Origin of the sequence: Pseudomonas sp. xss_2, from assembly GCF_043104195.1 — a bacterium.
In the GTDB taxonomy this organism is placed as follows: domain Bacteria; phylum Pseudomonadota; class Gammaproteobacteria; order Pseudomonadales; family Pseudomonadaceae; genus Aquipseudomonas; species Aquipseudomonas urmiensis.
Genome location: NZ_JBICKL010000051.1, coordinates 1 through 19,063, shown reverse-complemented (window position 1 = coordinate 19,063; position 19,063 = coordinate 1). Strand labels below are relative to the sequence as shown.

The following is a 19,063-nucleotide window of genomic DNA, read 5'->3' as shown; positions in this document are numbered from 1 at the left end:
CGATGACAACGGTCACCGACAACCTCCTGGCGCCGCTGCTCGGCCAACTTGAGCAGCGCTTTTGCCAACGCCTGCTGCGTCTGCACGACGGTCAGCAAGCGCTGCGCGAAGCCGGCAGTGGCGAGGCCGTGGTGCTGCTGCATGGCATCGGCTCGGGCGCCGCCAGTTGGCTGCAGGTGGCCTTGGGCTTGAGCGAGCGGGCGCGGGTGATTGCCTGGGATGCACCCGGCTACGGCCAGTCGGCGCCGTTGCCGATGGCCAAGCCCAGTGCCCAGGACTACGCCGGGCGGCTGTTGCAGATGCTGGATGCCCTGGGTATCGAGCGCTGCCTGCTGGTCGGCCACTCGCTCGGCGCCCTGACCGCCGCTGCATTTGCCCAGGCTCATCCGCAACGGATCAGCCGCCTGGTATTGCTCAGCCCCGCACGCGGCTACGGCGCGCCGGAGCTGGCCGAACAGGGCCGAGTGGTGCGCGACAAGCGCTTGCATAGCCTGGAGCTGCTGGGCATTGCGCAGCTGGCCCGCGAACGCAGCGCGCACTTGCTGTCGCCCAGCGCCAGCGCAATGGCCCTGGCTTGGGTGCAGTGGAACATGGCGCGTCTGTTGCCCCACGGCTACCGCCAGGCCATCGAGCTGCTGTGTGGCGATCACCTGCTGCGCTATGCGCCTGGCAGTGCTGACGCTATCGCGGGACAAACCTGCTCCCACGCAGCCCGCCGTAGCGTTGCGTGGGAGCGGGCTTGCCCCGCGACAGCGCCGGAACGGACAGCAGATACGCCACCCTGCGAAGTGCACTGCGGCAGCGTCGACGGCATCACCCGCCCTGACGACTGCCAGGCCCTGGCGCAAAGCCTGGGCGCCCCTTTCAGCCTGATTGTCGGTGCCGGCCACGCCTGCGCCATCGAACAACCACACACCGTGATCGGGCTACTGGCCCGGGCACTGGACGCCTCTCTCACAGGTAGCGTGCTATGAACGATACGGATTCGTTAAAGGAAAACCAGGACAAGTACATCGTCCCTGGCCTGGAACGCGGCCTGCTCCTGCTGTGCGAATTCAGCCGGCAGAACCGCACCCTGACCGCCCCCGAACTGGCCCGGCGGCTGTCGCTGCCGCGCTCGACCATCTTCCGTCTGCTGACCACCCTGGAAACCATGGGCTTCGTCACCCGCAGCGGCAACGAGTACCGCCTGGGCATGTCGGTGCTGCGCCTGGGCTTCGAATACCTGGCCTCGCTGGAGCTGACCGAATTGGGCCAGCCGCTGCTGGCGCGGCTGTGCGATCACCTGAACTACCCAAGCAACCTGGTGGTGCGCGATGGCCGCTCGATCGTCTACGTGGCCAAGGTCTCGCCGCCGTCGGTGTTCTCCAGCGCGGTCACCGTCGGTACTCGCCTGCCGGCCCATGCCACGGTACTGGGGCGCATCCTGCTGGCCGACCTGAGCCTGAACGAGCTGCGCGAGCTGTACCCGGAAGATCATCTGGAACAGTTCTCGCCGTGCACACCAAAGACCGTGCTGGAGCTGTTCGACCTGGTTCAGGCCGACCGTGTGCGCGGTTATGTCAACGGCGAAGGCTTCTTCGAATCGACCATCTCCACGGTCGCCGCGCCCGTGCGCGACGCCAGCGGCCAGGTGGTCGCCGCGCTCGGCCTGACCATCCCCACCGTGCAGATCGGTCACGTCAATTTCGCCAACCTGCTCGGCCAGGTACGCGGCAGCGCCGATGAGCTGTCGCGGCTGCTCAACTACACCCCCAACGCAGGCCACGGCCGCGTCACCGCGCTGATGAGGGACTGAGATGAATCCCTACCAACTTTATGAGCGCACGGCGATCGTCACCGGCGGCTCGTCCGGCATCGGCTACGCCTGCGTCGAACTGCTGCTCGAAGCCGGCGCGCGGGTGGCCTTCTGCGGCCGCAATCAAGACCGCCTGCACAGCGCCGAAGCGCGCCTGCGCCAGCGCTTCCCCCAGGCGCAACTGCTGGCCCAGGTGTGCGACGTACTCGACGCCCAATCCGTGCGGGCTTTCGCCGCCGCCAGCCTGGCTGCCCTTGGCCCGGCCCAGGTGCTGGTCAACAACGCCGGGCAAGGCCGCGTGTCGACCTTTGCCGACACCAGCGACGAGGCCTGGAACGAGGAACTGCAGCTTAAATTCTTCTCGGTGATCAACCCGGTGCGCGCTTTCATGGCTCAGTTGCAGGGCCAGCCGAATGCCTCGGTCGTCTGCGTCAACTCGCTGCTGGCCAGCCAGCCCGAGCCGCACATGGTCGCCACTTCCGCGGCGCGTGCCGGGCTGAAGAACCTGGTGCGCTCGATGGCGTACGAGTTCGCCGAACACGACATCCGGGTCAACGGCATTCTTATCGGCCTGGTCGAATCCGGCCAATGGCGCCGCCGCTTCGAAGCCCGCGAGGAGCGCGAACTGGACTGGTCGCAATGGACCCAGCAGCTCGCCCAACGCAAACACATTCCCCTGGGCCGCCTGGGCCTGCCGAAAGAAGCGGCGCAGGCGATCCTGTTCCTCGCCTCACCGCTGTCGGCCTACACCACTGGCAGTCATATCGATGTATCCGGAGGCCTGTCCCGCCATGCGTAACGAAAACACTGTCACCGTCGGTGCCGTCATCACTGCGTTCCTTGAGCAATGCGAGGTCAAGGCGGCCTTCGGCGTGATCTCGATCCACAACATGCCGATCCTTGATGCCTTCGCCGTACGCGGCAACATCCGCTTCGTCATGGCCCGCGGCGAAGCCGGGGCGACCAACATGGCCGATGCCTATGCGCGCAGCAGCGGCGGCCTGGGCGTGTGCCTGACCTCCACCGGCACCGCCGCCGGCAACGCCGCCGGGGCGATGGTCGAAGCGCTGACCGCCGGCACCCCGCTGCTGCACATCACCGGGCAGATCGAAACGCCGTACCTGGACCAGGAGCTGGCCTACATCCACGAAGCGCGTGATCAACTGACCATGCTCAAGGCGGTGTCCAAGGCGGCATTTCGCGTGCGCAGTGTCGAGACCGCCCTGAGTACCCTGAAGCTGGCCGTGCAGACGGCCCTGACCGCGCCGACCGGCCCGGTCAGCGTGGAGATCCCGATCGACATCCAGTCGACCTACATCCCCATGCCCAGCGACCTCTCGCCGCTGCCGATCCCGGTCGCCGCACCTGCCGCAGAAGCGCTCGACCTGGTCACCGAACGCCTAGCCAGCGCCACCCGCCCGCTGCTTTGGCTGGGCGGCGGCGCGCGCCATGCCGGCGCGCAGGTCAAGCGCCTGCTGGACATGGGCGTCGGCGTGATCACCTCGACTCAAGGCCGTGGCGTGGTCAACGAAGACGATGAGCGCTGCCTGGGCGCGTTCTCCCAGAACAAGCTGGTCGAAGGCTTCATGCAGACCTGCGATGCGCTGGTGGTGGCCGGTTCGCGCCTGCGCAGCAACGAAACCTTCAAGTACGCCCTGAAACTGCCGCGCACCACCCTGCGCATCGACGTCAACCCGGCCATCGAAGGCCGCAGCTACCCCAGCGACCTGTTCATCTGCGGCGATGCGGCGCTGGCCCTGGATGGCCTGGCCGACCGCCTGCAAGGGCGGCTGAACATCGACCCCAACTTCCTCGCTGAACTCAAGGTGGTGCGCGAGCAAGCGCGCAAGCAGCTGGTCGCCGACCTTGGCCCGTACTCGGCGATGGTCGAGCAGTTGCAGGCGCAGACCGGGCGCAACTTCACCTGGGTGCGCGATGTGACCCTGTCCAACAGCATCTGGGGCAACCGCCTGCTCAACCTGTATCACCCGCTGTCTGGCGTACACGCCCTGGGCGGCGGTATCGGCCAAGGCCTGGCGATGGGCATTGGCGCGGCGGTAGCGGCAGCGGAAACCGCGCCGGGGCGCAAGGTATTCGTCCTGGCTGGCGATGGCGGCTTCATCCTCAACCTCGGCGAGCTGGCGACCCTGGTCCAGGAAAAGGCCAACGTGGTCATCCTGCTGATGAACGACCAGCGCTACGGCGTCATCCGCAACATCCAGGACGCCATCTATGGCGCCCGCCACGCCTACGTCGAACTGCACACCCCGGACTACAGCAAGCTGGCCGAATCGCTCGGCCTGCGCCATGGCCTGGTCAGCGACCTGAAGGATTTCGGCAGCGTGCTCGATGGCGCCCTTGGCGAACAAGGCCCGTTCCTGCTGGAAGTCGACATGCTCAGCGTCGGCGGCTTCGCCACCCAGTTCGCAGGCCCGCCCAACAGCGAAACCAAGGCGCAGAAGGCCACCGCCTGAGGAGTCTGTCATGTTGCATATCACCATGATCGGCTGTGGCGCGATTGGCGTCGGCGTACTCGAACTGCTGGAGCAAGACCCGCAGCTGTGCGTCGACGCGGTGATCGCCTCGGCAGGTTCAGCAGAGCTGGTGCGCCAGCGCCTGGCCAGTTTCCGCCAGCCACCCCAGGTGCTCACCGCGCTGCCGGCCGATGCGCGCCCCGACCTGCTGGTCGAGTGCGCCGGCCACAAGGCCATCGAAGAACACGTGCTGCCGGCCCTGGAGCGCGGCATCGCCTGCCTGATCGTCTCGGTCGGTGCGCTGTCCGAGGTCGGCCTGGTCGAACGCCTGGAAGCGGCAGCGGCGCGCGGTAACACCCGCATCGAGCTGCTCCCGGGAGCAATCGGCGGCATCGATGCGCTGTCGGCCGCCAAGGTCGGTGGCCTGGACTCGGTCGACTATATCGGGCGCAAGCCAGCACGGGCCTGGAAGAACACCCCGGCCGAGCAGCTGTGCGAGCTGGACAGCCTCAGCGAGCCGACCGTGATCTTCGAAGGCAGCGCCCGTGAAGCGGCGCGGCTGTATCCGAAGAACGCCAACGTCGCCGCGACCCTGTCGCTGGCCGGCCTGGGCCTGGACCGCACCCGGGTGACGCTGATCGCCGACCCGCTGAGCGAGGACAACGTCCATCAGTTTCAAGCCCGTGGCGCCTTCGGCGGCTTCGAGATGAGCCTGCGCGGCAAGCCGCTGCCGGCCAACCCGAAGACTTCGGCGCTGACCGTCTACAGCGTGGTTCGCGCCCTTGGCAACCACGCCCATGCCATTTCCATCTAGGGGACTGTCAATGACACTGGAACAGACCTTACCCATCTGCATCGCCGGCACCTGGCGCCTGGGCGCTGGTGAGCGCTACGCCAGCTGCTATCCGGCCACCGGCGAGCCTGTGGCCTGGCTCAATGCCGCCAGCCTGGACGATGTCGAGGCCGCTGTGCAGGGTGCGCACCAGGCCTACGTGCACAGCGGCTGGGCCCAGCGCAAACCGCACGAACGCGCCGCCGTGCTGTACCGCATCGCCGAGCTGATTCGCCAACGCGCCGAAGAACTGGCCCAGCTGCAACGCCAGGACAACGGCAAGCCGATCAACGAAACCCGCGCCCTGGTCGCCAGTGCCGCCGGCACCTTCCAGTTCTTCGCCGCAGCGTGCGAAACCCTGGAAGAAACCATCACCCCCTCTCGCGGCGACTTCGTCAGCATGAGCGTCTACGAGCCGATGGGCGTGGTCGCGGCGATCACGCCGTGGAACTCGCCCATTGCCAGCGAAGCGCAGAAGGTCGCCCCGGCCTTGGCCGGGGGCAATGCGGTGGTGATCAAACCGGCGGAGATCACCCCCCTGCTGGCCCTGCAACTGGCCCAGATCTGCGAGGACGCCGGCCTGCCCAAGGGTCTGATCAGCGTGCTGCCGGGCAAAGGTTCGCTGCTCGGCGATGCCCTCACCCGCCACCCGCTGGTCAAACGTGTGTCGTTCACCGGCGGCACCCGCACCGGCAAGCACATCGCCCATATCGCCGCCGACAAGATGATGCCGGTGTCGCTGGAGCTGGGCGGCAAGTCGCCGACCATCGTCCTCGACGACGCCGACCTCGACCACGCCGTGGCCGGGGTGCTTTATGGCATTTTCAGCTCCTCGGGCGAGGCGTGCATCGCCGGCTCCCGGCTGTTCGTCGCCCGCGCCCTGTACGAGCCTTTCATGACTCGCCTGAGCGCTGCCGCCGCACAACTGCGCCTGGGTGATCCGGCCGATGAGCGCACGCAGATGGGCCCGCTGATCAGCGCCGCTCACCGCGAGTCGGTCGAGCGCTACGTGGCCCTGGGCCTGGCCGAAGGTGGCCGCCTGCGCCTGGGCGGCGAGCGCCCCAGCGGCGGCGTGTTCGACCAGGGCTACTTCTACCCGCCGACCATTCTCGAAGGCCTGGGCAATCACCAGCAGGTGTGCCAGGAAGAAATCTTCGGCCCGGTGCTGGTGGCCCTGCCCTTCGACAGCGAAGAGCAATTGATCGAGCAGGCCAACGACAGCCTGTATGCCCTCGCCGCTGGCATCTGGAGCCGCGACTACAAGCGCGCCTGGGCCCTGGGGCGCAAGTTGCAGGCCGGCACGGTGTGGATCAACACCTACAAGCAGTTCTCCATCTCGACCCCGTTCGGCGGCTGGCGCGACAGCGGCCTGGGCCGTGAAAAAGGCCGTCTGGGCATCCTGCAATACATGGAACAGAAAAGCCTCTACTGGGGCATGAACCAACAGCCGCTGGCCTGGGCCGGCGTGGAGGCAGGGCAATGAGCGTACTGGGCATCGACGAAGTCACCTATGGTGTGGAAGACCTCGACAGCTGCGTGCGGTTCTTCGCCGACTGGGGCCTGAGCAAGGTCAGCGAGCAACCCGACCAGGTGATCTTCGAAACCCTCAATGGCTGCCGGGTGGTGCTGGCGGCCATCGACAAACCCGGCCTGCCGCCGGCCATCGAGCCCGGTTCGACCGTGCGCGAAGTGGTCTGGGGCGTGGCCAGCCAGGCCGATCTGCAGCTGTACAGCCAGCGTATTGCCAACGACCCAGGCTTTGTCGAAGGTGACGGGCGCATTGGCTGCACCGACCCCAACGGCCTGGCGATCCGCCTGCAGGTCACCCGCAAGCGCGCGCTGGACATCGAATGCAGCGGCCACAACACCTGGCAGAGCAAAGGCCGGATCAACAAGCCGGCGCCAGTCTACGAACGTGCCACTCCCATCGAAGTGGGCCATGTGGTGTTCTTCGTCAAGGACGTCAACGCCTGCGAGGCCTTCTACCACGAGCGCTTCGGCTTCCAGGCCTCGGACCGCTACCCCAACCGCGGCGCCTTCCTGCGCACCGCCGAGGAAGGCGGTCACCACGACCTGTTCATGCTGCAGTTGCCAGCGCCCCGCGCCGGGCTCAATCACGTCGCCTTCACCGTGCGCGACCTGCATGAAGTGTTCGGCGGCGGCATGCACATCTCGCGCTGCGGCTGGGCCACTGAAATCGGCCCGGGCCGCCACCCGGTGTCGTCGGCGTTCTTCTGGTACTTCAAGAACCCAGCCGGCGCCCTGGTCGAGTACTACGCCGATGAAGACCAACTGACCGGCGAATGGCAACCACGCGAATTCGAACCCGGCCCGACCGTGTTCGCCGAGTGGGCGATTGCCGGCGGCATCGATGGCAACACCCGGCGCCAGCAACACGTCGAGGCGCCACAAGGCAAATTCCTCACCGACAAGCCCAAGAACAACTGAGGTCGATCCCATGAGCACACCCGAGGTTTACCTGCAACCGCACCAGGCGCGCAAACGCCCCAACACGCCGTTCGAAGACCTGCTCGGCGACTCCATCGAACGCGCCTTCGGCAATGGCGTGAGCGAGCTGGGCGACTTGCTCGCCCACCTCAACCTGGCCGGCCCGCCCTGCCCGCTGACCAGCGGCGAGTGGACTGCAGAGGCCTACCAAACCCTGATGGCGCGGCTGGGCGCATGACCCACCGGAGGTAAAACAAAATGAATATGCACGTAACCGTCGACCCTGTTGAACAACACCTGGCCAATGGCCTGAAAGACCTTTGGTTCCCGGTCCTGCCGTCGGATCTGCTGAGCGATAAACCGGTGTCGATTCGCCGCCTGGGCTACAAGATCGCCCTGTGGCGCGATAACGACGGCAGCGTCCATGCCCTGGAAGACCACTGCCCGCACCGCGGCGCGCCGCTGTCGCAAGGGCCGGTGCTGGGCGATCGCCTGCAGTGCCCGTACCACGGCGTCGAAGTGCGCTGCGACGGCACCGTGACCAAGGTGCCCGGCAGCCCTGGCTGCAAGCTCGAAGGCAGCCGACCGACGCGGATGTTCCATACCCGTGAAGCGGCAGGCGCAATCTTTTTGTTCAACGCCACCGACCCGCACCTGGAGATGCCACCCGAGCTGGTGCTGCCCGAGCAGCTGACTTCGCCCGAGTGGAGCAGCTTCCTTTGCTACACCGAGTGGAAAGGCGACTACCGCTACGTGCTCGACAACGTCATGGACCCGATGCACGGCACCTACCTGCACAAGATGTCGCACTCGATGAGCGAGGGCGAAGCCACCGCCAAGTTCGTCACCCGCGACACCGAGCAGGGCTTCTTCTTCGAAAAAGAAGGCCAGCGCGGCGTCAACTTCGACTGGACTGAGTTCCTCGACAACGGCTGCCATTGGCTGCGCCTGGAAATCCCCTACCCGAAGACCGGCGGCCCAGGCGGCAACTTCACCATCATCGGCAGCTACACCCCAAGCAGCCGCGCCCTGTCGGCGGTATTCCACTGGCGCGCGCGGCCGCTGAGCGGCTGGCAGCGCGACACCTGGCGCTTCCTCTACAAGAACCGCCTGGAAGCGCGCCACTGGGCGGTGCTGGAGCAGGACCGGGTGCTGCTGGAGTTCATGGAGTTCGAGGCCAACCAGCGCGAGAACCTCTACCAGCATGACCTGGGCGTAGTGCGCCTGCGCCGCTACCTCAAAGGCAAGGCCAAAGAACAACTGGCCCTGATCGACGCAAAGCAACTGCCTTGAGCTATTGAACCTGAGGTGACCGATGTCCAACTCCTCCACCATCAGCGCGCTGGTGCACACCCTGCGCCATGAAGCCGAAGGGATCATTAGCGTCGAGCTGCGTCCCTGGGGCGATACCGTGTTCGCGCCGTTCGAGGCCGGCTCGCACATCGACCTGCACCTGCCCAACGGTTTGGTACGCAGCTACTCGCTGCTCAACCCGCCGAGCGACCAGGGCCGTTATGTGGTCGGCATCCTGCGTGATCGCAACAGCCGTGGCGGCTCGCGCTTTGTCCACGAGCACCTGCGCGTGGGCACAGAGCTGAAGATCTCCCAGCCGCGCAACAACTTCGCCCTCGACAGCCGCGCCAGCCACAGCGTGCTGGTGGCCGGCGGCATCGGCATCACGCCGATCTACTGCATGTTCCGCCAGTTGCTGGCGCTGGGTCGTTCGGCCGAGCTGATCTACTGCGCCCGCTCGCGTCGCGAGGCAGCGTTGCTGGAACAGATCGCCGAGCTCGGGGCCAAGGTGATCTATCACTTCAACGATGAAAAAGATGCCTTGCCGGATCTGCCCGGGTATCTGGCCGGGCGCCCGGCAGACACCCACTTCTATTGCTGCGGGCCGACGCCGATGCTCGATGCGTTCGAGAGCGCCTGTGAGAACTTGGGCTATGCGCATGCGCACATCGAGCGGTTCACTGCCGCCGAGTTACCGCCAGCGGAGGATGCCCAGGACAGCTACAGCGTCGAGCTGAGCAAGTCGGGCAAGACGCTGCATATCGAGCCAGGGTTGAACCTGCTCGATGTGTTGCTCGAGGCCGGTTGCGATATCGAGTACAGCTGCCGTGAAGGGGTGTGCGGGTCTTGCGAGACACGCGTGCTGGAAGGTGAAATCGATCATCGCGATGGCGTGCTGACCAAGGCCGAGCGAGCGGCCAATGGCTCGATGATGGTGTGTGTTTCCGGGTGCAAGAGTCGCCGCCTGGTGCTTGATCTGTGAACTGACCCCATTGCTCGCACGCGCAGTTGACCGGCCCTTGGTGGCCGGTTTTTTTTGGCCCGATGAACGGGCCTCATCGCGGGGCAAGCCAGCACCGGGTTTCGTGGGAGCGGGCTTGCCCCGCGATGAGGCCACGCATCGTGCACTTATGCGCAATCTCTGGGCATTTACGTAACTGCTTTCAGGTGCTGTTTCGAGGGCGATACAAATTGCCGCGTTTCAAATATAAATAATTGTTTTAATTGATAATTTAATTAATTAGCAACACTGGCACAGAACCTGCTCTAGCCCTTAGGCATTCACACTTGAAACACCGTATCGCCCCTAAAACAATAAAACCAACTCCACCCGTTATCCGCCGGTAAAAACAGGTTGCCTCGCACACATCCCACTGTGGATGACGCCCCCGTTTTGCCCGCAGAAACGCCCCAACCTTGCAGGGCATGGTATGAACAGATATGTGATAAGCCTCGGTCTGATCGTCAGCAGTTGTGCCAGCTTCGCCTCCGAACCCGGCCCCGCCGCCCCCGATCAACCACCAGCGGTGAAAAAGCCGTTCCCGCACATCGCCTGGCGCAGCGATGATGGCCAAAGCAGCCTGGATATCGGCGGCGCCCTGCGTATCAACTACCGCGACGAGCACTGGGACACCACCGAGAACAACGGCCGCTTCCTGTTCGACACTTTCCGCCTGGATGTCCAGGCCAGCCACCGCCAGCTGTTCAGCGATGTCGGCTACTGGTTCCAGGACGACGGCAAGCGTTCCATCGACCGTGGCTACATTGGCTATCGCTTCAACCCCCAGTCCAACCTGCAGCTCGGTGCACCGTTCAAGCCGTTCGGCCTTGAGCCCTACCCACAGTTTGGCTGGAGCTACCACATCCCGTTCTTCATGGGTTACGGAGTCAGCGCTGGTACGGGCCTGAAGTACAGCTACAAGGATCAGGACTGGGACCTGCAACTGGGCTATTTCCCCCGCATGCTGCCCTCCAGCCTGCGCTACTCGCCGGAGGTCGGCCGCTATGCCGACCTCAACGACAACGCCGTGCCCTTCACCCAGTCGCGCCAGGACAACGAAAAGCGCAACCAGCTCAACGCCCGCGTTGCCCGAACCTTCACCGGCGAGGGCTGGAAGACCGAGATCGGCGCCTCGCTGGCCGCCGCCCAGCTGTACAACGCCACCACAGACGATGATGGCGACTATTGGGCAGGCGGTGTGCACGCCCTGTTCAATCATGGCCCCTGGACCGTGACCGGCCAGGCGATTCGCTATGAGTATGACCCGAGCAACCCCGCAGGGGTCAGCGACGATGCGGTGCTGATGGGCGGCAACGGCCTGACGCCGGCCTACCTGATCGCCTCGAAAGCAACCATTGCCGCGGTCAACCTGGGTTATGACGTGTACACGCCAAGGCTTGGCCAGCTGAAGAAGATCAAGCTGTACACCGACTACAGCCGGATGATGAAAGACAAAAGCGGCTGGGATGATTCGCAGATGTTCACGGTCGGGGCGCAGTTCCTGGCGATGCCGATCATGGCCTGGATCGACCTGACCTGGGCGCGCAACGCCAACCCATTTGGCGGGGCGGAAAATGGCACCGGCTGGACCAGTACCAGTTCCGTCGGCAGCAATGACTGGTACTACCGGACCAACATCAACATCGGCTACTACTTCTAAGTCGCTATCGCGGGGCAAGCCCGCTCCCATGCAGAACTCTACCTGGTGGTTCTGCGTGGGAGCGGGCTTGCCCCGCGATGACGTCGCTACAGACACCCTGGCCAATCCGCCGTACGATGTCCAGCAGTCCGCCTCTGCAGCCCCAACCATGACCGTCCAACCCCAGCCCCATTTCAAGAAAATCCTGTTTCGCCTGGAGCAGGACGCCCAAGGCTACCCACCCGCCTCGGTCGAGGGCCTGTGGGCCAAACAGGTCGACGCCGGCTACCTGATCGACAGCATCCCGTTTTATACCTACGGCATTGCACCCGGCGACACCATCAGCGTCACCGACGAGGGTGAGCAAACCTGGTTTGCCGCCCTGCACGGCAATGGCGGTGCATCGGTCTTTCGGATAGTGGTCAAGGCGCCAGGCGCGTTTGAACAGGTCCGCGCGGCCTTAAGCGATTTCGGCTGCCCCAGCGAAGTCGAGCAAGCCGTGAAGATGCTCGCCGTGCACGTGCCCCCAAGCCTGTCGCTCGATACCCTGCTCTACTACCTGTTGACCCAGCGCGAAGCCGGTACCCTGGAGTTCGAGGAAGGCGTGTTGCGCCACACCATCCCCGCAGAGTTTCTGTGATACCAGGCCATCGTCTGCCGATGGCCTGGCCAACCCTTACGCTTCTCGACTGGCCTGTGCCAGGCGCGTCGCAGGCTTCCTGAACACGAACAGCAAGCCAATCACGATCAGCCCCATCCCCAGCAAGCTCAGCGGCGCCAGGCGGTTACCGAAGATCAGCAAGTCCATCACCGCAGTCACAGCCGGCACCAGGTAGAACAGGCTTGTGACATTGACCAGGTTGCCCCGGGCGATCAGCCGGTAGAGCAACAGCGTCGCCAGCAGCGAGACCACCAGGCTCATCCACAACAACGCACCGATGAAGCCTGTGTTGAAATCCACCTCCAGGGTTTGCAACGGCGCGAACAACGCGCACAAAACAACCCCGGCCAGGTACTGCAACGGCAAGGTGCCCATGGGGTTGTCAGTGATGCGCTTTTGCAGGATCGAGCCAAAGGTCATGCTCGCCAGCGCCAGCAAGGCGAACAGCATCCCGACCAGGGACACCCCGCCCAGGTTGATGCCCTGGTAGACCACCATGATCAACCCGGCCAAGCCCAAGCCCAGGCCGAACAAGCGGCTCCAGGAGCGCTGACGCTCCATCAGCACCACGGTGAGGATCGGTTGCACGCCCATCACCGTGGCCATCACCCCTGGGGTGACATGGGTATTCAACGCCAGTAGGTAGAAGATCTGGTAGGCGCCGAGCAACACGCAACCGGTGCCCAGGGCCTGCAGGATGGCCCGCAGTGAACGCGGCCAGCGCAGGCCCAGCAGCGGCCCGATCAGCAACAAGCCACACAGCGCCAAGGCTGAGCGCAACAAGAGAAACGCGAACGGGCTGGCATGCGCCAGGCCGAGTTTGGAGACGATCGCCCCGCTGCTCCACAGCAGGACGAACAGGCTGGTAGTGGCCGCCGAGGCCACGGATGCTTTATTGAAGACGAACATATGCCACCTGTATGCAGGCAAATAAGCCAAACGGCGGGCGTGTGCTTCAGCGAGCGAAGGTGCCGACCGTGTTCAGTAGCTTGCGGGTGCGGGAGGGTTCGGCAAGACGCCGATCAGCCCAGCACGACCACGCAAGGAGGCGCGGTTACTACGCCCCCGGCAACGCCACTGACAGGTGGTGGTGGGTAGTGACTGAGCATGACCGGCTGCTGGCTACCACGCACGACCATGCCCGCGACAGGCGCGATGGCAAAGGCGTTGCTGACAGGGATGGCGGACATGCACAGGCTCTTGGGTGAGGTGAATGGGTTTGACTATAGCGTTGCGCTCATCGCGGGGCAAGCCCGCTCCCACAGGGCTTGGCCCGGCGATGCTGGGCTCAGAACAACCAGCGATACAGCAGGTAAGCGACCACCACTGCCAACACCGGCCGCAGTACTCGATAAGCCTTGGGATTGGCGCGTTTGAACTGCTTGACCCGGGTGCTGATCTTGTTGCTGAAGCGCTTGCTCCAGGCGTACGCCTGGTTGATGCCGCCAACCCGCTCGTCATCGGTGTTCTGCGGCGCGGTGGCGCGGCCGAGGAAGGCGCTGACCTTACGGTTGATGCGGGTCATCAGCGGGCTGTTGAGCGGGCGCTCGACGTCGCAGAACAGGATCACCCGAGTCACCTCGGTTTCGTTCTTCACCCAGTGCACGAAGGTCTCGTCGAACATCACGTCTTCACCGTCGCGCCAGGCATACGGCTGGCCGTCGACGTAGATGCGGCAGTTGTCCGAGTTAGGCGTGGACAAGCCCAGGTGGTAGCGCAGCGAACCGGCGAACGGGTCGCGGTGTGGATTGAGGTGGCTGCCGCCGGGCAGCAGGGCGAACATCGCGCCCTTGACGTTGGGAATGCTGCTGACCAACTCGACGGTCTTGGGGCACAGGGCTTGCGCCGAAGGCAGCGGTTTGTCGTACCACTTCAGGTAAAACCGCTTCCAGCCTTTCTTGAAGAACGAGCCAAAGCCTGCGTCGTTGTCTTTTTCGGCGGCGCGAATGTAACCCTCGTCGAACAGGCGCATGGCCTCTTCGCGGATCACTTGCCAGTTGTCCTTGAGCACATCGAGCTCAGGGAAGCGCTGACGGTCCAGGTAGGGTTTGGACGGCACGCCGGAGAACAGGTACATCAGGCTGTTGTAGGGAGCGAACAACGCCGAATGGTTGACGAATTGGCGTAGCACCGGCAGCCGGGCCTTGCCGCGCAGGTGCACGAACAGCACGCTGCCGAAGAACACCAGCAGAACACCCGCCTTGGCGACAAAGGAAAAGGTCATGCAACACTCCTTGGAATAGGAAATCAGGCCATCGCTTCCAGATAGCCGGACATCATAAACCCATCCGACGCGGGTAAAAACAACTTGGGTCGGATAGCAATGTTGAAGATTTTGTAATAAAGGCCGTGGCTGGCTATTGCGCCGGGTCAGGCAATCGCTCATTGGCGACTGCTATGCAGCCCATCGCAGGCAAGCCAGCTCCTACCGAACTGCGCGGTACGTGTAGGAGCGGGCTTGCCCGCGAAGAGGCTGGCACTGACTGAAGGCTTACTGCTGGTTTTCCTGCTCGGTGAACAGATCGGCGAAGAGCATGCTCGACAAGTAGCGCTCACCCGAATCAGGCAGGATCACCACGATGGTCTTGCCCTGCATCTCCGGCTTCTCGGCCAGGCGCACCGCCGCGGCCATCGCCGCGCCGCAGGAAATCCCGCAGAGGATGCCCTCTTCCTGCATCAGGCGCAGCGCCATGGCCTTGGACTCTTCGTCGCTGACCGTCTCAACCTGGTCGACCAGCGACAGGTCAAGGTTCTTCGGCACGAAGCCTGCGCCGATGCCCTGGATCTTGTGCGGGCTGGGCTTGAGCTCTTCGCCGGCCAGGGTCTGGCTGATCAGCGGCGAGGCGATAGGCTCGACGGCAACCGACAGGATCGGCTTGCCTTGGGTGTTCTTGATATAGCGCGACACGCCGGTGATGGTGCCGCCGGTGCCGACGCCTGCGACCAACACGTCGACCGCGCCATCGGTGTCGTTCCAGATCTCCGGGCCGGTGGTCTTTTCGTGGATCGCCGGGTTGGCCGGGTTGTCGAACTGGCCCGGCTGGTAGTACTTGGCAGGGTCGGAGGCGACGATTTCGTTGGCCTTCTCGATCGCGCCCTTCATGCCTTTGGCAGGCTCGGTCAGCACCAGCTCGGCGCCCAAAGCCTTGAGCACCTTGCGCCGTTCCAGGCTCATCGAGGCGGGCATGGTCAGCAGCAGCTTGTAGCCGCGGGCGGCGGCGACGAAGGCCAGGCCGATACCGGTGTTGCCCGAGGTCGGCTCGACGATGGTCATGCCCGGCTTGAGCTTGCCGCTGGTTTCGGCGTCCCAGACCATGTTGGCGCCGATCCGGCACTTGACCGAGTAGCCTGGGTTGCGCCCTTCGATCTTGGCCAGGATGGTCACCCCGCGCGGGGCGATACGGTTGATCTGCACCAGCGGCGTGTTGCCGATGGAATGGGCGTTGTCTGCGTAGATACGGCTCATGGCAGGGTCCTTAACCGAGCGGGGAAAGCTTCAAGGGTAAGCCTGCCCGGCGGGAGCGTAAAGCCCGTTCGAACTCCCTCGACGGGCCTGCGGTCAACCGGACATCCCGGATTGGAGAGCCTTCGATGAAAGCGCGTTATCGCTGGCCGCTGGTCGGCCTGGCCAGCCTGGTCGTGCTGCTGGTGGCGCTGCATCTGGCGCTGCCCTACCTGGTGCGCGACTACCTCAACGACAAGCTCGCCGACATGGGCGAGTACCGTGGCCAGATCACCGATGTCGACTTGGCCTGGTGGCGAGGGGCCTACCAGATCAATGGGCTGAAGATCGTCAAGACCACCGGCAAAGTGCCAGTGCCGTTTGTCGATGCGCCGTTGATCGACCTGTCGGTGAGTTGGCACGCGTTGTGGTACGACCGGGCCGTGGTGGCCGAAGTGGTGTTCGTCCGCCCAGAGCTGAACTTCGTCGACGGCGGCAACAAGCAGAATTCGCAGACCGGTCGTGGCACCGACTGGCGTCAGCAGCTGGAAAAGCTGCTGCCGATCACCCTCAATGAAGTGCGCATCGACAATGGCACGTTGACCTTTCGCAATTACAACTCCAAGCCGCCCGTCGAGCTCAAGGCCACTCGATTGCAAGCGAGTATCCGCAACCTGACCAATGTGCGCGACGACAAAGGTCGGCGTGATGCCAGCTTCGAAGGTTCTGCGCTATTGCTTGGTGACGCCAAGGTGGAAAGCCGGGCGACCTTCGATCCGTTCAGCGACTTCGACGACTTTGAGTTCCGCCTGCGTGCTACGGGCATCCAGCTGCGCCGACTCAACGATTTCGCCAGCGCCTATGGCAAGTTCGACTTCAACGCCGGCCACGGCGATGTGGTGATCGAGGCCCAGGCCGAGAAGGGTCGGCTCAATGGCTATATCAAGCCGCTGCTGCGCGATGTGGATGTGTTCAATTGGCAGCAGGATGTCGAGAACAAGGACAAGGGTTTCTTCCGTTCGATCTGGGAGGCGCTGGTCGGCGCCTCGGAAACCGTGCTGAAAAACCAGCCGAAAAACCAGTTCGCCACCCGCGTGGAACTCAGCGGCAGTGTCCATCAGCAGGACATCAGCGGGTTTGAGGCCTTTTTGCAGATTCTGCGTAACGGTTTCGTGCAGGCGTTCAATGCACGATATGAGCAACCTGCGCCTGATTCCGACTGAGCCTGCGTGACGGGCCATTCAGGGACTGAATACCCGGTCTGCGTTTGCACGTGCCTAGGGCCGGGGTATAGTCGCTGGCACACATAGACAATGTTGTCTGGGCCGCCCCTATCGCAGGGCACGCCCGCTCCCACGCCGCGCTACACACAGAATGCGTGGGAGCGGGCTTGCCCCGCGATGAGGCCGCCACTGACACCCCGCACAGAGGATAGGTTGATGAAGTTCGAAGGCACCCGCGACTACGTCGCCACAGACGACCTGAAACTGGCGGTCAACGCGGCGGTTACCCTGGAACGCCCACTGCTGGTCAAAGGCGAGCCGGGCACCGGCAAGACCATGCTCGCCGAGCAACTGGCGGCATCCTTCGGCGCCAAGCTGATCACCTGGCACATCAAGTCGACCACCAAGGCCCACCAGGGCCTCTACGAGTACGACGCAGTGAGCCGTCTGCGCGACTCGCAGCTGGGCGTGGACAAGGTCCACGATGTGCGCAACTACCTGAAGAAGGGCAAGCTGTGGGAGGCGTTCGAGTCTGAAGAGCGGGTGATCCTGCTGATCGACGAGATCGACAAGGCCGACATCGAGTTCCCCAACGACCTGCTGCAAGAGCTCGACAAGATGGAGTTCTACGTCTACGAAATCGACGAGACCATCAAGGCCAAGCAGCGGCCGATCATCATCATTACCTCGAACAACGAAAAAGAGCTGCCCGACGCGTTCCTGCGCCGCTGCTTCTTCCACTACATCGCCTTCCCCGACCGCGATACCCTGCAGAAGATCGTCGATGTGCACTACCCGAACATCAAGCAGTCGCTGGTCAGCGAGGCGCTGGATGTGTTCTTCGATGTGCGCAAGGTGCCGGGCCTGAAGAAGAAGCCCTCCACCTCCGAGCTGGTCGACTGGCTCAAGCTGCTGATGGCCGACAATATCGGCGAAGCGGTGTTGCGCGAGCGCGATCCGACCAAGGCCATCCCGCCGCTGGCCGGCGCCCTGGTCAAGAACGAGCAGGACGTGCAACTGCTCGAGCGCCTGGCGTTCATGAGCCGACGCGGCAATCGCTGACAGGAGCCGGTCATGCTGCTCAACCTGTTCAACGAAATGCGCGCGGCCAAGGTGCCGGTCTCGGTGCGCGAACTGCTCGACCTGCTCGCGGCCCTGCAGCAGCGAGTGGTGTTCGCCGACATGGACGAGTTCTACTACCTCGCCCGAGCGATTCTGGTCAAGGACGAGCGGCACTTCGACAAGTTCGACCGGGCCTTCGGCGCCTACTTCAAGGGCCTGGAGAACCTCGACCGACACCTGGAGGCGCTGATCCCCGAAGACTGGCTGCGCAAGGAGTTCGAGCGTTCGCTCAGCGATGAGGAGCGCGCGCAGATCCAAACGCTCGGTGGTCTGGACAAGCTGATCGAGGAGTTCAAGAAACGCCTCGAAGAGCAGAAAGAACGCCACGCCGGCGGCAACAAGTGGATCGGCACCGGCGGCACCAGCCCGTTTGGCTCAGGTGGCTTCAACCCTGAAGGCATCCGGGTCGGCGAGGCCGGCAAACGCCAGGGCAAGGCGGTCAAGGTCTGGGACCAGCGCGAGTACAAGAACCTCGACGATCAGGTCGAACTGGGCACGCGCAACATCAAGCTGGCCCTGCGCCGGCTGCGCAAGTTCGCCCGCCAAGGTGCGGCTGAAGAGCTGGACATCGATGGCACCATCGACCACACCGCCCGCGATGCCGGGCTGCTGAACATCCAGATGCGCCCAGAGCGGCGCAACACGGTGAAGTTGCTGCTGCTGTTCGACATCGGCGGCTCGATGGACGCCCATGTGCGGGTTTGCGAAGAGCTGTTCTCGGCCTGCAAGACCGAGTTCAAACACCTGGAGTACTACTACTTCCACAACTGCGTGTACGAGTCGGTGTGGAAAAACAACCTGCGCCGCACGTCAGAGCGTTTTGCCACCTTCGACCTGCTGCACAAGTACGGCGATGACTACAAGGTGGTGTTCGTTGGCGATGCGGCCATGGCGCCTTACGAGATCACCCAGCCTGGCGGCAGTGTCGAACACTGGAACGAGGAAGCCGGCTATGTGTGGATGCAGCGCTTCAAGGAGAAATTCAAGAAGATCGTCTGGATCAACCCGTACCCCAAGCAGACCTGGGACTACACCGCTTCGACCCACCTGATCCGCGACCTGGTCGAAGACAAGATGTATCCGCTGACCTTGCAGGGGTTGGAGGATGCGATGAAATATCTGTCCAAGTAG

19 protein-coding genes are annotated in these 19,063 nt (G+C 64.0%); 15 read left to right on the top strand and 4 right to left on the bottom strand.

Features of this window, described 5'->3' with window-relative positions; genetic code table 11:
* Window positions 1-2: 2 nt before the first annotated feature.
* From ACF8K2_RS12605 to ACF8K2_RS12550, 12 genes are all read left to right on the top strand, one after another.
* Window positions 3-974, top strand: a complete 972-nt coding sequence (locus ACF8K2_RS12605) for an alpha/beta fold hydrolase (protein ID WP_392465116.1) — start codon at window positions 3-5, stop codon at window positions 972-974.
* Entirely contained in the window at window positions 971-1,798 is an 828-nt protein-coding gene (locus tag ACF8K2_RS12600) for an IclR family transcriptional regulator (RefSeq protein WP_392465114.1), read from the top strand. Before ACF8K2_RS12605 ends, ACF8K2_RS12600 begins: the two co-directional genes overlap by 4 nt.
* 1 nt (window position 1,799) lies before the next feature.
* The gene (locus ACF8K2_RS12595; protein WP_392465113.1) at window positions 1,800-2,597 is read left to right on the top strand and encodes an SDR family oxidoreductase; all 798 of its coding nucleotides are present in this window, start codon (window positions 1,800-1,802) and stop codon (window positions 2,595-2,597) included.
* On the top strand, window positions 2,590-4,272 hold the full coding sequence (locus tag ACF8K2_RS12590) for a thiamine pyrophosphate-binding protein (RefSeq protein WP_392465112.1): 1,683 nt from the start codon (window positions 2,590-2,592) through the stop codon (window positions 4,270-4,272). The genes ACF8K2_RS12595 and ACF8K2_RS12590 overlap by 8 nt, the downstream gene beginning before the upstream one ends.
* Window positions 4,273-4,282: 10 nt before the next feature.
* Window positions 4,283-5,086 (top strand): aspartate dehydrogenase, encoded by an 804-nt coding sequence (locus ACF8K2_RS12585; RefSeq protein WP_392465110.1) that lies wholly within the window; start codon window positions 4,283-4,285, stop codon window positions 5,084-5,086.
* Window positions 5,087-5,096: 10 nt separating this feature from the next.
* Window positions 5,097-6,587: an aldehyde dehydrogenase gene (locus ACF8K2_RS12580; protein WP_392465108.1), complete on the top strand. Its 1,491-nt coding sequence runs from the start codon at window positions 5,097-5,099 to the stop codon at window positions 6,585-6,587.
* Window positions 6,584-7,552, top strand: coding sequence for a VOC family protein (locus tag ACF8K2_RS12575; RefSeq protein WP_186557460.1), 969 nt, complete (start codon window positions 6,584-6,586; stop codon window positions 7,550-7,552). The genes ACF8K2_RS12580 and ACF8K2_RS12575 overlap by 4 nt, the downstream gene beginning before the upstream one ends.
* Before the next feature lie 10 nt (window positions 7,553-7,562).
* Window positions 7,563-7,790 carry a recombinase-like helix-turn-helix domain-containing protein gene (locus tag ACF8K2_RS12570; RefSeq protein WP_186557461.1) on the top strand — a complete coding sequence of 76 codons (228 nt, stop codon included), beginning with the start codon at window positions 7,563-7,565 and terminating at the stop codon, window positions 7,788-7,790.
* Window positions 7,791-7,810: 20 nt separating this feature from the next.
* Entirely contained in the window at window positions 7,811-8,845 is a 1,035-nt protein-coding gene (locus ACF8K2_RS12565; protein WP_392465106.1) for a Rieske 2Fe-2S domain-containing protein, read from the top strand.
* 22 nt (window positions 8,846-8,867) lie between these two features.
* The gene (locus ACF8K2_RS12560; RefSeq protein ID WP_392465105.1) at window positions 8,868-9,827 is read left to right on the top strand and encodes a PDR/VanB family oxidoreductase; all 960 of its coding nucleotides are present in this window, start codon (window positions 8,868-8,870) and stop codon (window positions 9,825-9,827) included.
* Window positions 9,828-10,275: 448 nt separating this feature from the next.
* Window positions 10,276-11,505 carry a hypothetical protein gene (locus ACF8K2_RS12555; protein WP_186557464.1) on the top strand — a complete coding sequence of 410 codons (1,230 nt, stop codon included), beginning with the start codon at window positions 10,276-10,278 and terminating at the stop codon, window positions 11,503-11,505.
* Between the two features lie 148 nt (window positions 11,506-11,653).
* A complete protein-coding gene (locus ACF8K2_RS12550; protein ID WP_186557476.1) occupies window positions 11,654-12,124 on the top strand; it encodes a DUF4265 domain-containing protein in 471 nt (156 codons plus the stop codon).
* Window positions 12,125-12,160: 36 nt separating this feature from the next.
* Here the strand turns inward: ACF8K2_RS12550 and ACF8K2_RS12545 are convergent, their stop codons facing one another.
* The 4 genes from ACF8K2_RS12545 to cysK form a co-directional block, all read right to left on the bottom strand.
* The gene (locus ACF8K2_RS12545; protein ID WP_392465104.1) at window positions 12,161-13,054 is read right to left on the bottom strand and encodes a DMT family transporter; all 894 of its coding nucleotides are present in this window, start codon (window positions 13,052-13,054) and stop codon (window positions 12,161-12,163) included.
* Between the two features lie 113 nt (window positions 13,055-13,167).
* Window positions 13,168-13,335, bottom strand: coding sequence for a hypothetical protein (locus ACF8K2_RS12540; protein WP_186557466.1), 168 nt, complete (start codon window positions 13,333-13,335; stop codon window positions 13,168-13,170).
* Between the two features lie 98 nt (window positions 13,336-13,433).
* Window positions 13,434-14,369: an aspartyl/asparaginyl beta-hydroxylase domain-containing protein gene (locus ACF8K2_RS12535; RefSeq protein WP_186557467.1), complete on the bottom strand. Its 936-nt coding sequence runs from the start codon at window positions 14,367-14,369 to the stop codon at window positions 13,434-13,436.
* Between the two features lie 267 nt (window positions 14,370-14,636).
* A complete protein-coding gene (cysK, locus tag ACF8K2_RS12530; protein WP_186557468.1) occupies window positions 14,637-15,611 on the bottom strand; it encodes a cysteine synthase A in 975 nt (324 codons plus the stop codon).
* Window positions 15,612-15,736: 125 nt separating this feature from the next.
* On the opposite strand from cysK, the gene ACF8K2_RS12525 reads away from it, so the two are divergent.
* The 3 genes from ACF8K2_RS12525 to ACF8K2_RS12515 all read left to right on the top strand — a co-directional run bounded on the left by ACF8K2_RS12525 (window position 15,737) and on the right by ACF8K2_RS12515 (window position 19,063).
* Entirely contained in the window at window positions 15,737-16,810 is a 1,074-nt protein-coding gene (locus tag ACF8K2_RS12525; RefSeq protein WP_392465101.1) for a DUF748 domain-containing protein, read from the top strand.
* Between the two features lie 216 nt (window positions 16,811-17,026).
* Window positions 17,027-17,872, top strand: a complete 846-nt coding sequence (locus ACF8K2_RS12520) for a MoxR family ATPase (protein WP_186557470.1) — start codon at window positions 17,027-17,029, stop codon at window positions 17,870-17,872.
* Window positions 17,873-17,884: 12 nt separating this feature from the next.
* Complete coding sequence (locus ACF8K2_RS12515) at window positions 17,885-19,063, top strand: VWA domain-containing protein (protein ID WP_186557471.1); 1,179 nt, start codon at window positions 17,885-17,887, stop codon at window positions 19,061-19,063.

Excerpts from the sequence above, each read along its gene's own strand:
- ACF8K2_RS12605 (WP_392465116.1), top strand. The coding sequence starts at position 3 with ATGACAACGGTCACCGACAACCTCCTGGCGCCGCTGCTCGGCCAACTT.
- ACF8K2_RS12600 (WP_392465114.1), top strand. The coding sequence starts at position 971 with ATGAACGATACGGATTCGTTAAAGGAAAACCAGGACAAGTACATCGTC.
- ACF8K2_RS12595 (WP_392465113.1), top strand. The coding sequence starts at position 1,800 with ATGAATCCCTACCAACTTTATGAGCGCACGGCGATCGTCACCGGCGGC.
- ACF8K2_RS12590 (WP_392465112.1), top strand. The coding sequence starts at position 2,590 with ATGCGTAACGAAAACACTGTCACCGTCGGTGCCGTCATCACTGCGTTC.
- ACF8K2_RS12585 (WP_392465110.1), top strand. The coding sequence starts at position 4,283 with ATGTTGCATATCACCATGATCGGCTGTGGCGCGATTGGCGTCGGCGTA.
- ACF8K2_RS12580 (WP_392465108.1), top strand. The coding sequence starts at position 5,097 with ATGACACTGGAACAGACCTTACCCATCTGCATCGCCGGCACCTGGCGC.
- ACF8K2_RS12575 (WP_186557460.1), top strand. The coding sequence starts at position 6,584 with ATGAGCGTACTGGGCATCGACGAAGTCACCTATGGTGTGGAAGACCTC.
- ACF8K2_RS12570 (WP_186557461.1), top strand. The coding sequence starts at position 7,563 with ATGAGCACACCCGAGGTTTACCTGCAACCGCACCAGGCGCGCAAACGC.
- ACF8K2_RS12565 (WP_392465106.1), top strand. The coding sequence starts at position 7,811 with ATGAATATGCACGTAACCGTCGACCCTGTTGAACAACACCTGGCCAAT.
- ACF8K2_RS12560 (WP_392465105.1), top strand. The coding sequence starts at position 8,868 with ATGTCCAACTCCTCCACCATCAGCGCGCTGGTGCACACCCTGCGCCAT.
- ACF8K2_RS12555 (WP_186557464.1), top strand. The coding sequence starts at position 10,276 with ATGAACAGATATGTGATAAGCCTCGGTCTGATCGTCAGCAGTTGTGCC.
- ACF8K2_RS12550 (WP_186557476.1), top strand. The coding sequence starts at position 11,654 with ATGACCGTCCAACCCCAGCCCCATTTCAAGAAAATCCTGTTTCGCCTG.
- ACF8K2_RS12545 (WP_392465104.1), bottom strand. The coding sequence starts at position 13,054 with ATGTTCGTCTTCAATAAAGCATCCGTGGCCTCGGCGGCCACTACCAGC.
- ACF8K2_RS12540 (WP_186557466.1), bottom strand. The coding sequence starts at position 13,335 with ATGTCCGCCATCCCTGTCAGCAACGCCTTTGCCATCGCGCCTGTCGCG.
- ACF8K2_RS12535 (WP_186557467.1), bottom strand. The coding sequence starts at position 14,369 with ATGACCTTTTCCTTTGTCGCCAAGGCGGGTGTTCTGCTGGTGTTCTTC.
- cysK (WP_186557468.1), bottom strand. The coding sequence starts at position 15,611 with ATGAGCCGTATCTACGCAGACAACGCCCATTCCATCGGCAACACGCCG.
- ACF8K2_RS12525 (WP_392465101.1), top strand. The coding sequence starts at position 15,737 with ATGAAAGCGCGTTATCGCTGGCCGCTGGTCGGCCTGGCCAGCCTGGTC.
- ACF8K2_RS12520 (WP_186557470.1), top strand. The coding sequence starts at position 17,027 with ATGAAGTTCGAAGGCACCCGCGACTACGTCGCCACAGACGACCTGAAA.
- ACF8K2_RS12515 (WP_186557471.1), top strand. The coding sequence starts at position 17,885 with ATGCTGCTCAACCTGTTCAACGAAATGCGCGCGGCCAAGGTGCCGGTC.